This window comes from Spirosoma sordidisoli, from assembly GCF_004138325.1.
In the GTDB taxonomy this organism is placed as follows: domain Bacteria; phylum Bacteroidota; class Bacteroidia; order Cytophagales; family Spirosomataceae; genus Spirosoma; species Spirosoma sordidisoli.
On the sequence record NZ_SBLB01000003.1, the window covers coordinates 84932 to 97625 of the forward strand.

At 55.1% G+C, this 12694-nt stretch carries 8 protein-coding genes; 7 read left to right on the forward strand and 1 reads right to left on the reverse strand.

What is annotated here, in order from left to right; all coding sequences use genetic code 11:
- Positions 1-34: 34 nt before the first annotated feature.
- The gene (locus tag EQG79_RS12245) at positions 35-691 is read left to right on the forward strand and encodes a deoxynucleoside kinase (RefSeq protein WP_129601643.1); all 657 of its coding nucleotides are present in this window, start codon (positions 35-37) and stop codon (positions 689-691) included.
- Positions 692-1826: 1135 nt separating this feature from the next.
- Here the strand turns inward: EQG79_RS12245 and EQG79_RS12250 are convergent.
- Positions 1827-2945 (reverse strand): LacI family DNA-binding transcriptional regulator, encoded by a 1119-nt coding sequence (locus tag EQG79_RS12250; protein WP_129601644.1) that lies wholly within the window; start codon positions 2943-2945, stop codon positions 1827-1829.
- A 169-nt stretch (positions 2946-3114) separates the two neighbouring features.
- Between EQG79_RS12250 and EQG79_RS12255 the strand changes: the two genes are divergently transcribed.
- The 6 genes from EQG79_RS12255 to EQG79_RS12280 are packed head-to-tail and all read left to right on the forward strand — an operon-like array spanning position 3115 to position 12688.
- Positions 3115-6177, forward strand: coding sequence for a SusC/RagA family TonB-linked outer membrane protein (locus tag EQG79_RS12255; protein WP_129601645.1), 3063 nt, complete (start codon positions 3115-3117; stop codon positions 6175-6177).
- A 30-nt stretch (positions 6178-6207) separates the two neighbouring features.
- Complete coding sequence (locus EQG79_RS12260) at positions 6208-7698, forward strand: RagB/SusD family nutrient uptake outer membrane protein (RefSeq protein WP_077921046.1); 1491 nt, start codon at positions 6208-6210, stop codon at positions 7696-7698.
- Positions 7699-7732: 34 nt separating this feature from the next.
- Complete coding sequence (locus tag EQG79_RS12265; protein ID WP_129601646.1) at positions 7733-9916, forward strand: DUF6259 domain-containing protein; 2184 nt, start codon at positions 7733-7735, stop codon at positions 9914-9916.
- 1 nt (position 9917) lies between these two features.
- Positions 9918-10727: an SDR family NAD(P)-dependent oxidoreductase gene (locus EQG79_RS12270; RefSeq protein ID WP_236648710.1), complete on the forward strand. Its 810-nt coding sequence runs from the start codon at positions 9918-9920 to the stop codon at positions 10725-10727.
- A gap of 3 nt (positions 10728-10730) precedes the next feature.
- The gene (locus tag EQG79_RS12275) at positions 10731-11981 is read left to right on the forward strand and encodes an MFS transporter (protein WP_077921044.1); all 1251 of its coding nucleotides are present in this window, start codon (positions 10731-10733) and stop codon (positions 11979-11981) included.
- Positions 11978-12688 (forward strand): MBL fold metallo-hydrolase, encoded by a 711-nt coding sequence (locus EQG79_RS12280; RefSeq protein ID WP_077921043.1) that lies wholly within the window; start codon positions 11978-11980, stop codon positions 12686-12688. The genes EQG79_RS12275 and EQG79_RS12280 overlap by 4 nt, the downstream gene beginning before the upstream one ends.
- Positions 12689-12694 lie beyond the last annotated feature (6 nt).

The following is a 12694-nucleotide window of genomic DNA, read 5'->3' on the forward strand; positions in this document are numbered from 1 at the left end:
CGACTCACCTAATCACGGGGCGCGCCTGACCCGAATGCACATTGCGATCACAGGAAATATAGGCGCCGGCAAGACCACGCTGGCCGAGATGCTGGCTGCCCGATACGGCTGGGAGGTACTCTACGAAGCCGTGGAAGGCAATCCGTATCTGGCTGATTTTTACGCCGACATGCCCCGCTGGGCCTTTAACTTACAAATCTATTTTCTGAACAGTCGGTTCGCCCAGGTCAAAACAATTATGGCCATTCGGGAGGCTAACCGCGACAACCCCCGTCAGGTACATACCGTGGTTCAGGACCGCACGATCTACGAAGATGCCGCCATCTTTGCCCGCAACCTCTACCAGAGTGATCAAATGGCCGAGCGCGATTACCAGACCTATCTGAATCTGTTCGATAACATGATGAGCCTGGTGCAGCCGCCCGACCTGATGATCTACCTGCGGGCTGACCTGCCCAAACTCCGCGAACAGATCCAGAAGCGGGGCCGGTCGTTCGAGCAGCGTATCAGCGATGAATACCTGCTCAGCCTTAATCAGCTGTACGACCAGTTCGTGGATACTTACGAACAGGGCGATTTGCTCATTCTGGATGTGAACACGCTCGACTATGCGGAGCATCCGGCCGATTTTGCCGAAATAACCCGGCAGATTGACCAGCGCCTGGCCAGCAGAAGCCTTTCTAGCCGCTGAGTAGCCGTTCGGATGCGAAAAGGCAACTTGTTAGCATACCGATCTGAGCAGAATGACGCGGTAATACACACTATTGCCGGATAAATTTGGTTACCGAATAATTTATATTTTTGAAAATGTAATTACGAATAATCAAATTTGAGTAACATTTGATAAGTTTGATTGTTTTTATAGGAACAAATATTAATTTGCTAGATAATACAGAGAAACAAACAGTCAACCTGTACGGAGTTGACTGACAAGACAATATATTGAGAGGAGTTTACAAAGCCCGGTAGCCCTGCAACCGGGCGTTTGTTTTGCTCAATGCCTACGGAAAACAAGTACGAACCCTCGGCTCGTGACGGGTTCGTACTTGAGTGATTCTATCAATGAACGGCCCGAATCCGGAGTAAATGCTCAGTCTGAAAAGGGCTATGGAAATTGGGTGGATACAGTAGCTAACGAGTGAGTAATGTACTGATTTACAGATGGTAATTCAGGTGAGTATGGGTTGGCAGGCCGTTTTTCGACCTAACAGGTTTCGTGCCAGTGTTATAAAGGGCAAATTCGGAATATGGTCTATGGGGTAATTGTTAAATATTAACTCATTGATAATTAAGAGTTTATATAAAGATGTGCCGCTTAATAAATAGGTGAAATAATTCAACTGCACCGACGCCGGACACAGGCATGATTTTTGCTTGTATATTGGTAGAATAAAGTATATTGAGAATATCACAACGCCCGGTCGCCCTTGCAGCCGGGCTTTTGTTTTTAGCCCTTTACAGCCGGCCCTGCAGTTTTTCCGTCCCTGGCTTCTTCCTGCATTCGATCTGTGAGCTGGCTCCGTTAACTATAAGGCGCGGTTGTATATTACTTAATTAGGTACCCGTGCTTCCCGATTCTATCACCGGAAGTTCAGTGTCTAATGACCGTTTGTTGGTGGAGCTCAAATACCGATAGGCTTGATAAAGAGAGTAAGCTGCCTACTGCCGCTAGATCATGCTTAACGGTAATTTTTTGATAAATAGACGGATCATACTCGGGCCGTTTTCTCTTCTGCGCACCTGGTGACTATGCCTGAATGGCTAAAACAGGGACGTCTTGTGAGTGACTCTACTTATGGGATCCAGCCCCGCCTTTTATCCGTCAATTAATAAATGTGAACCTCGTCGGCACCTGGCTCATGAGTGGCTATATGCCGGCTGTAGTCGCCAGTAGCGTACTCCCCGCCCTGCGGACGAACACTGGAATGCCGGATCACCAGGTCGGAGGTGATCCGTTCGGTTCGGGCCTTAACCGCTTTGTCGGTATTTTCAATGTCCTGAATGCAGAGGTAGGCGGCCCGGCTGCCCATTTCGAATCCTTTCGCCGTCAGGCTTGTCACTGCGTTTTCGAATCGGGCATGAAACGGATCACCCCCACAAACGGCGAGCCCTAACTGACCGGGAATGGCCAGTTTAAGGCTACGCGCTTCCAGTAAAGTGGCGAAGGCCAATTGGTCGCTGCCTGCCAGAATAGCATCTGGCGGGGCTGGCTGCTTAATCAACTTCTGAAACCCCACGCAGCCATCCTGGTAGCCAAACCCCACTGTCTGTATCAGCGTTGTATCGTCACCTTTTTGGTAGCGGTCAAGGGCTTTTTCGTACCCCCGGATCTGCTCCTGGCAACTAGTCAGGTGGGCCGGGCCGGTTAACAGGGCAATTCGGCTGAAACCTGATTTGAGCAGATGTTCAGTTAACTGAAACGTATGGGCTTCATTGTCGAACACTACTTTGTGGGCGGTAAAGCGCTCCGGCGCCCGATCAAAAAATACCAGCGGCATACCCTGTTGCTTCAACTGCCTGAAGTGCTCGGTTTTACGGGTTTGCTGCGATAGACACACAATCATCCCATCTACCTGATTCCCCATGGCTGAGGCCTGAAGCATCTCGCGCTCGTAGGTTTCGCCTGATTTACAGACCACAACCTGATACCCTTTTCGGAAGGCAACCTCTTCGATGCCGTTGAGGACCGAACTGTAAAAGAATTGCTGAATCTCCGGAACCAGTACGCCCAGCAGCCGTGTCCGGCGTTCGCGCAGGCTTTGGGCCTGGGTGTTGGGCTGGTAGTTCAGCTTCTTGGCCATATTCTTGACGGCCTCAACGGTCTCAGGTCGGATATCCGGATGATTACGCAACGCCCGGGATACCGTCGACGAGGAAATCTGAAGCTTTTCAGCAATATCAACAATAGTAACAGTGGTACGGCGGCTGCGGTCGAGACGGGGCATAGCTATGGAACGGGAGAGAGAAAGATAGCGAAAATTGACTCCACAAAAATAATTTTTTATGCACACGTTCCCGCAAACGTTTGCATAAAATTGTGCAGTTGTATATTGAAAATGTGCTATTATAATTGTGCCGGATTTAACATCAACCCTTAATCAAGGCCAATTACAGATGAAACGCCTATACGCCTATTTAGCGCTGTTAATCACGCTTTGCCTTTCGATCCTCCATCCGGTATTTGCCCAGCAAAAAGTGACAGGTATTGTTTTCTCAGGGACCGACAACTCGCCTTTGCCCGGCGCGTCGGTGGTGATCAAAGGATCAACTATCGGAACGACTACGGATGCCAATGGCCGCTTTACACTGACCGCAAGTCCTACGGCAACGCTCACCGTCAGTTACATTGGCTACCAGAATACCGAAGTGGTCCTGGGAAATCGGACCGAAATCAGCGTAACCCTGGCTGCCGACGATAAATCGCTGAACGAGGTGGTGGTGGTCGGCTACGGTACGCAGAAACGACGGGACGTAACCGGCTCCATTGCGTCGGTGTCGGCCCAGGCTATTAAAGAGATGCCCATCACCTCGGCCGAGCAAGGCCTGCAGGGGAGGGTTGCCGGGGTACAGGTGATCCAGTCGAATTCGGCACCGGGTGGGGCTATCAGTATCCGGGTACGCGGGGGAAATTCAGTCCTTGGCGGTAATGAACCGCTCTACGTCATTGATGGCTTTCCGGTATACAATAGCATCGGAACGAACGACGGTCAGTCGCAGCCGACCAACCCGTTGGCAACCATCAATCCTAACGACATCATTTCGATGGAAGTCCTTAAGGATGCGTCGGCAACCGCCATCTTCGGTGCTCGGGGCGCCAACGGGGTCGTCATCATAACGACTCGTCGTGGCAAAGCCGGTCCCGGTACTGTCGATTTCGAAGCCTACTATGGGGTACAGACGGTTCGGCGTAAACTACCACTGCTGAACGGCTCCCAGTACATGGATCTGGCCAACGAAAAAGCCCGGAACCTCGGGCAAACCACCCTACCGTTTCCTGACAAAAGCAGCTGGCCCGTCAGTACCGACTGGCAGGAGGAGCTATTCCAGGCGGCTCCTATCCAGAATTATGCCCTGTCGTTCTCGGGTGGGTCAGAAACCAGTCGATACGCCATCTCGGGCAACTGGTTCGATCAGCAGGGGATTGTAATCGGTTCGGGCTTCAGCCGGGGTTCCGTGCGGGCAAACATGGATAACACCATCAGCCGTAAACTGAGTCTGTCGACCAGCATCACCGCATCGCGAAGCATCAACCAGCAGGCCCGAACCAGCATCAACTTCGGTAATGGGGTGGTGTATAACGCGTTGATCAGCGCACCGCTGGCCCCGGTATACAACGCAGACGGCAGCTATTTCCGGGTCAATACCATTCCGGCAACGGAGCCGTTCGGTACCAATCCGCTGGCATTGGCTCAGGAGTTCAGTAACCAGCTGGTCACGAACCGAATCCTGGCCAATACAAACCTGACCTATGCTTTTTCGCCTGAATTGGCGCTGAGTGTACGACTGGGAATCGACTATAGCAATGACCGTACCGACCGCTATTTTTCCCGGAAGCTCCCCGGATCGACCGGCCAGGCCAGCGTTTTCACGGGGGAGGGATCGACCTACCTCAATGAAAACATTCTGACGTATAAAAAACAGCTTGGAGCGAATCACAGTCTCGACGCCACGGGCGGATTTACCTGGCAGGAAAGCGTGTTCTCCTCACTGTCGGCCAGCTCTCAGAACTTTGCCGTCGACCTGTTTGGAACGGATAACCTGTCGGCGGGCAACAGTCCGGGTTTGCCCGGGTCGGGCCGGAGCAAAAACACGCTGTTGTCGTGGCTGGGCCGGGTTAACTATGGCTTCAGGGACCGGTATCTGCTAACCGTTTCGGCCCGGACCGATGGGTCTTCCCGGTTTGGGTCCGGGAACAAATGGGGCTTCTTCCCGTCGGCCGCGCTGGCCTGGCGGGTGTCGGAAGAACCGTTTATGAAGGCGGTAAGCTGGATTTCTGATCTGAAGATACGTACGAGTATAGGCGTAACGGGGAATCAGGAAATTGGAAACTATCAGTCGTTAAACCGGCTCAATACCGTTACCAGCATTCAGGGCGTTACTCAGGCACCGGTGGTAGGCTTTGCCGTCACGACGATGGCGAACCCGGACCTGAAGTGGGAAACCACCACGCAGTATGACGCCGGGCTCGACGTTAGCTTCCTGAATAGTCGGGTCAATCTAAGCCTCGATTATTACGTCAAGAACACCACCGATCTGCTGGCTCAGGTACCGGTCGCGATTTCATCCGGATTCAGCAGCATTTTGCTTAATTCGGGTTCCATCCGCAACCAGGGATTCGATGTTTCCATAGACGGGACGATCCTCAACCGCAGCAAACTGCGCTGGAATGCCGGGCTGAATCTGTCGACCAACCAGAACCGGGTACAGTCGGTAGCCGTTCGGGGGGGGCAGTTTTTTGCCCCGCTGATCACTTCACCCGTCGATTTGCCGGTCAACATCATCCGCGAGGGTCAGCCAGTGTCGGCCTTTTTTGGCTACGTCCGCGACGGCCTGTGGGGAGAGGACCAGGGCACTACCAGTCTGATGCCTAACGCCCGGGCGGGCGAGCAACGGTACAAAGACCTCAATGGGGACGGCCGGATCACGGCCGACGACCGGACGATTCTGGGCAAACCGAACCCTGACCTGATTTATGGCCTCACCTCGCAGCTCACCTACGGCCCCTTTGATCTGAATGTTCTGTTTCAGGGTGTGCAGGGGGCCACGGTCTTCAATGCCAACAATTTCACGCTCAGTGATGTGTTTGCCCGGGGTAACAACCAGGTAGCCGACATCACCGACCGCTGGACGACCGAAAACCGAAACGTAAACGCCAAATATCCCCGCGCATCCAGCGTCAGTCCGCTGGTATCCGACCGTTTTTTCGAGGATGCTTCCTACTTCCGGCTGCGGAACATTCAACTGGGCTACAACCTTCCGGTGGGATCGCTGGGCGTAAAGTGGTTCCGGTCAGCACGGGTTTACGTGAGCGGTCAGAACCTGCTGACGGTGACGCGGTATACCGGGTTCGACCCGGAGGTAAGCTCAACGGCGGGCTCCGATCTGCGCAAAGGTGTCGATATCGGGGCGTATCCGGCGGCCAAAATGTGGACAGCCGGCCTGCGACTGGGTTTTTAACGCATTCTTAAACCGACAAGTAACCAACTCATGAACACACGTCAAACACTCCTCCGTCGGGGGCTGATCTCGCTGAGCCTGTCGCTCTCGCTGGCCCTGTTGCCGGGCTGTCAGGATTCGTTGCAGGAAGAGGTGTACAGTTTCGTATCGGCAGACAATTTCTATAAAACGGCCGCCGATGCCGAAGCCGCCGTTGTTGCGGCCTATCAGCCTTTCACCAGCGACGATTATTTCAGGCGCAACTTTTATAACGTCGGTTTATTGGCCGACGACCAGGTGATGATCGGCCGGAATGCCACCTTCCAGGCAGTCGATAACTTCAATGTCACGCCCGATCACCCGTTTCATACGGCACTGTGGCAGCAGATGTACCTGTGCATCAATCGCTCCAATACGGGTATACAGCGGATTCCAACGATTCCAATGGACGAAGCACGCCGGGCCTCCCTGGTCGGTGAGTGCCGATACGTGCGGGCCTACAATTACTTCAACCTGGTCCGGCTCTTCGGTGGCGTGCCTATGCCCACAACCGAAATTCAGTCGACCGGTCAGACCAACAATCCGAAGGTGCCCAGAGAAAAGGTGTATGAGCAGATTGTAGCCGATTTGCTGGAAGCCGAGAAAGTGCTGCCGCTGACGCGCCCGGCGGCCGAATGGGGACGAGCAACCCGGGGAGCGGCTCAGACGTTGCTGGCAGAGGTATTTCTGACTACAGAACGCTGGCAGCAGGCCGCTGATAAGGCGAAAGAAGTGATCGATTCAAAGCAATACCAGCTACTGCCCGATTTCAGGTCTGTTTTTTCCATCAGCAACGAAGCCAATGCCGAAATCATCCAGTCGATTCAGTTCGACGGGCCAACCATTGGTACCTGGTTCGCTTCCTTCAACCATGCCGGAGGCTCCGACAACCCCAATTGTTTTCTGGGTAGCGCCAACTGGTCGGTAGAACAGAAGTCCGACATCTGGCTCAACTGGGATAGTAAAGACGGGCGGAAGGCGGCTTCGACTTATGACAAGTTTATCAACAAGGCGGGCAAACTTGTCAGCGTATTCGATTATCCCCAACCGTTTCCGGGCTTTGGTAAGTACAACGCCCCCAACGAGGTATCAAACGGGAACAGTCCGTGCAACCCGATCATTCATCGCTACGCGGATGTACTGTTAATTTTTGCCGAGGCTGCGTCACAGGCCGCTGCCAGCCCCCCGCCGGCCGCCTACGATGCTGTCAATCAGGTCCGGCGTCGGGGGTACAAAGTGCCGCTGAACGCTCCCTCGGAGTTCGACCTGCCGGCGGGTTTGAGCAAGGCCGCATTCCGGCAGGCAGTTATCCGCGAGCGGAGCCTGGAATTTGTGATTGAAAACAAGCGGCTATTCGACCTGATGCGCACGGGTCAGTTTCCGGCCATCATCAAAGCCCAGGGCAAAAACGTACGGGAGGGAGCCACGCTGTTCCCCATTCCCCTTTCCGAACTTAACTCCAATCTGGCCCTTACGCAGGCCGACCAGAATCCCGGGTATTGAGCAAACTTGCCGGACTAATGCTGATTCATAATTTATGATACATTTACGTTCCCTTCGCCCACTTTATTTCGGATTGGCGCTGCTGGCGGCCGGTCTGTGGCCGCTGACGGGTCTGGCCCAGTCGGTCCGGCTCTCCACCACCCATGCCACGCTGTCTGTCGACCGGCAGGGAAACCTGACCATTGCGCCGAAGGGTAGCACGACCCTGACAACCCGCACGCCCCTGTCGAAACTCTGGAAGCTGACCCTGCAGAACCGGCTGGAAAGCACCATCCTTGCCCCGAAACTGGTAGAGGTACTGCCGGAGACAGCCCCTGAAGTAGCGCAGACGGGCAATGAAATCGTCTTGACGTACAGTGGGTTGCAGGGCGGAGGGCGTGCGTTGCCCGTAAAAGCGGTGTTCCGTGTCGGGGTGAAAGACGATGCCTTTGTCTTTTCCGGCAACCTGAGCGTAGAGGCCGATAAACCCGACGCGTCACCGTGGCTCCTGCGGGAGCTCACCTATCCGATCCTGTCCGATATCCAGGCTAAGGATAGTAAACCCAGTGTCTATTGGCCCGAATCGCTCGGCCGTTGCTATACTGATCCCGCCAGTATGGGCAAACTGTCGTTCGATTACCCCAGTGGACGGGGCAGCATGCAATGGTTTACGATCAACACCCCCCAGCAGGGATTGTACATCGGGTGCCACGATGCGGACCGAACCAAGAAACAGTTCGAGGTAGCCTACAATACGCCCTCTGCTTCGTTTAGTTCGGCAATCACTTTTCCGGTGTTTAGCACAACATTCACAGTACCTGAGGTCAATATTGCCCCCTATGGAGGGACGTGGCACACGGGGGCCAAGCGCTACCGGACCTGGTATCTGAGTCAGTTTACGCTACCGACGCTGCCGACCTGGGTAAAGCAGGATGCGGGCTGGTTTCTGGCCATTCTGAAACAACAGAACGGCTACGTGATGTGGCGATACGATGAGATCGACAAGCTATGCGACATTGCCGATAGATTCGGACTCAAAACCCTGGGCCTGTTCGGCTGGGCGCATGGCGGGCACGACCGACTGTTTCCGAACTGGATACCGGACGATTTGCTGGGCGGGCAGCCGGCTTTGAAAGCGGGGATCGAGCGGGCGCATAAACGCGGCTTCAAGGTCATCCTGTATGCCAACGCCACCATGATGGATGCTACGAGCGAGTACTATAAATACGCCGGCAACCAGACCATGGCCGTTCGCGAAGACCAGATGGCTTATACCAGCAGCATCCGGAAGTACAACAGTGCCACGCCCGTCGTCTTTGTCGAAAGCTCGTACAGCTCAGCCTATTGGCGTAAAACCATGATGAACCTGGCTCTTCAGGCCCGGGAGCTGGGTGCCGATGGTATCCTCTACGATCAGGCGGGGGTGAAGGGAGCCCTGCTGAATTTTTCAAAAATTCAGGATCATAAACTCCCGCAGGAATCGGGCACCAAATACCGGGTCATGATGCTCAACGAGATTCGGACGGCCATGAAAAAGCTGGACCCGGAATTTATCATCATGACCGAAGCAACCCACGACGGCGTGCTGGACAACATCGATTACCACCATGGCTGGGGCATCGGTACCGCTATCGAACCCATCGGTTTTGGGTCGGCGCAGTATTCATTCCCGGCCCTGTACCGGTACACCTTCCCCGAACTGGTCGAAACGCAGCGGAACGCCAACCCGATGATTACCCGCGCCGAAGCCAACTTCGCGGTCGTGTATGGCCTCCGCCACGAGATCGAAAGCCGCTATGAAGAAGATGTAGACTACCTGGTGAAAGGAAAAATGCCCACCGCCGAGAGCTACGCCGAAGTAACCTACTACCCACCCGTTCCGGCCAAAATCAGGGAAGCCCCGGCTGAGGTAGCTACCCAATACGTACAGGATCTGATCCGGTTCGAAAACGCCCACGCGTCGTTTTTGCGGATGGGCACCTTCGTCGACGAAGAAGGCTTTCAGGTCAGTGGCCCCGATATCACGGCCAAAGGATTTCGCCAGGGCGACCGGCTGGGCATTGTGGTCTGGAATACTAACCCGTCAGCGGATCGGTCCGTGGCCATCAACGTACCTGGCTATCGATTGGTAGAAGCCCACGAACCGAACCGTGGGGCTGGCGGCACGGCGACAGCCTCCCCGGCAAGCACGCTTAAACCGAATTCGATCCGTCTGCTGATTTACGGAAAAAACAACTGATATGGCGAACGTAGTGAGAAGCCCTCAACCCAAACCCGGTTCGTCGGAACGGATGATGCCCTTACCGCTGGAAGGCAAAATTGCCTTAGTTACCGGAGCCGCGCGTGGCATCGGTAAAGGCATTGCCCTGGTGTTGGCCGAGCAGGGAGCCGACATTGTGCTGAATGACAAAAAACTCAACCTCGACGGCGAAGTCGTGGCCGAACAAATTCGGGAAATGGGCCGTAATCTGCTGGCCTACGAGGCCGATGTGAGCCGGGAAGACGAGGTGAAAGCCATGTTTGCCGCTGTTAAACAGCATTTTGGCCGTTTGGACATCCTGATCAACAACGCAGGTACCTCACAAAACAAAAACATCTTCGAGATCAGCCTGGAAGACTGGCGTTACGTGCTGGATACCAACCTGACGAGTTGCTTTCTGTGCGCCAAAGAGGCTATGATGATGATGGCGGAGCAGCAATACGGACGCGTAATCAACATCAGCTCCGTAGTGGCGGAACGAGGATCGATGTACGGCCATATGCACTACACCTCCACCAAGAGTGGGATGCTGGGCATGACCAAAACCCTGGCTCGTACGGGTGCCCCGCTGGGAATCAACGTCAACGCCGTGGCGCCGGGTATTATCGAGACCGAACTGATGCTGAATACCCACGGGGTTGAAGGCACAAAAAAACTCAGTGCTACCGTACCCCTTGGCCTGGGAAAGCCCCGCAGCGTTGGGCTGGCGGTGGCGTTTCTGTGTGGCGAAGGGGGCGACTACATCACCGGCACGGTGCTCGATGTGAATGGTGGAATGAATATGCGCTAGCCAATGAAAAAACAGGATCGATACCGTTGGGAACTGCTGCTCTGGCTCTGGCTGGCGTTCTTCTTCAATCAGGCCGACCGGCAGATTTTTAATGTTTCGCTGCCGCTCATCAAAACGGATCTGGGCCTGACCGATGCGCAGGCCGGACTGGTGGGGTCGCTCTTTGCGCTGACGCTGGGTCTAATGATCCCCATGGCGGGTGTGGCGGGCGACTTGCTGAGCCGCAAACGGATCATTGGATTTTCGTTATTGTTCTGGAGCGCGGCTACCCTGCTAACGGGGCTGAGTAACAGCCTGATTCATCTGATCGTGCTCCGAAGTCTGGCCGTGGGGGGCGGGGAAGCGTTTTACGCACCGGCGGCCAACGGACTCATCAGCCAGCATCACCACCAGACGCGGGCACTGGCCATGTCTATTCACCAGACCTCGCTCTATGCGGGCGTGGTGGTAAGCGGGGCGTTGGGCGGCTACATTGCCCAGCAGTACGGCTGGAAGAATGCGTTCTATCTGTTCGGCGGTGCCGGGGTTATCCTGTCGATTATTCTGTTCGTTCGTTTGCGCCCAACGCCAACACTGGCCGCAACGATTTCAGGAATGGAGCAAACGGCATTTTTTAAAGAAGCCCTGCTGGCGCTGCTGCGCAAACCGGCCGCCCGACTGCTGTGCGGTGCTTTTCTGACGCTGGTGGTTGTCAACGTGGGCTACACGGTATGGACCCCCACGTTTCTGCACGAGAAGTTTGGGCTGTCGGTGGCCGAAGCGGGCTTTACGTCTATGTTTTACCACCACGTTGCCGCCTTTGTGGGGGTGATGGGTGGGGGCTGGCTGTCCGACAGGCTGGCGATGCGCTCGGTTCGATACCGGCTGATCATCCAAAGCGGGGGCTTACTGCTGGGAGTTCCCTTCATTGTGGGTATGGGGCAGGCCGCCACCCCGTTCTGGACGTTTGTTTGTCTGGCCGGGTTTGGTTTTTGCCGGGGCCTGTACGAAGCCAATCTCTACACCACCCTGTTTGAGGTCATTGAGCCGCCCTACCGCTCCACGGCCGTAGGGCTGTCGGCCATGTTTGCCTACGTCATAGCGGCTCTGGTTCCGTTTCTGCTTGGTTACCTCAAACCCACGGTCGGTTTGTCGAACGGGCTCTCTTCGCTGGGGCTGGCCTATCTGCTGGGTGGCCTTTGTGTACTGGCTACGCTCCGGTGGTATTTTCAGAAAGACCAGGTCCGGCAACCCTTAACCCCCGTCAGCGCATGAACGTAACCTGGCTGGGTCAAAGCGGGTATCTGATGGAGAGCCGGGGCGAGCGGCTGCTCATCGACCCATTCTACAGTGATATAGTCGAGCAGAAGCAGGGCCTCAAACGACTCATGGAAGCGCCCGTTCCGATTACCGACCTCCGCCCTGATCTGATTTTCATCACGCACGACCATCTGGATCATTTCGACCCCATCGCCTTGCCGGTCATCCATCAAACGTACCCAAGGGCGCGGATCATTGGACCCCAGAGCGTCATGAAGAAGGCGCGCGAATTGGATTTTGACGAATCAGCGCTGGTCCCGTTACCGGTTGGTTCAGCCTACCAGGCGGGCGCGTTCCGGCTGCGGGCATTGCCGGCTTACCACGGCGATCCGTTGGCGGTTGGTTTGTTTATCCACGGGCAGGACAAAGCCATCTTCTACAGTGGCGACACGCTGCTGACGGATACTTACCTGGACGATATACAGGCTGTTTGCCCCGCATCGATCGACATTGCGTTTATCGTCATCAACGGTCGGCTGGGTAATATGAATCTGGCCGAAGCGGTCCGGGTTGCCAGTGCGCTCAGGCCCGCCCTGGCTATTCCGATGCACTACGGCATGTTCGCCGAAAATACCGCTGACCCGCTGGAATTTGCCCGAAACTGTCATCAGAACGGCATCAAAACGCAACTGATGCCGCCGGGCGTACCGGTTAACTTTTAATCACTG

Bases quoted from the DNA above. Each gene is read 5' to 3' on its own strand.
- EQG79_RS12245 (WP_129601643.1), top strand. From the start codon at position 35: ATGCACATTGCGATCACAGGAAATATAGGCGCCGGCAAGACCACGCTG.
- EQG79_RS12250 (WP_129601644.1), bottom strand. From the start codon at position 2,945: ATGCCCCGTCTCGACCGCAGCCGCCGTACCACTGTTACTATTGTTGAT.
- EQG79_RS12255 (WP_129601645.1), top strand. From the start codon at position 3,115: ATGAAACGCCTATACGCCTATTTAGCGCTGTTAATCACGCTTTGCCTT.
- EQG79_RS12260 (WP_077921046.1), top strand. From the start codon at position 6,208: ATGAACACACGTCAAACACTCCTCCGTCGGGGGCTGATCTCGCTGAGC.
- EQG79_RS12265 (WP_129601646.1), top strand. From the start codon at position 7,733: ATGATACATTTACGTTCCCTTCGCCCACTTTATTTCGGATTGGCGCTG.
- EQG79_RS12270 (WP_236648710.1), top strand. From the start codon at position 9,918: ATGGCGAACGTAGTGAGAAGCCCTCAACCCAAACCCGGTTCGTCGGAA.
- EQG79_RS12275 (WP_077921044.1), top strand. From the start codon at position 10,731: ATGAAAAAACAGGATCGATACCGTTGGGAACTGCTGCTCTGGCTCTGG.
- EQG79_RS12280 (WP_077921043.1), top strand. From the start codon at position 11,978: ATGAACGTAACCTGGCTGGGTCAAAGCGGGTATCTGATGGAGAGCCGG.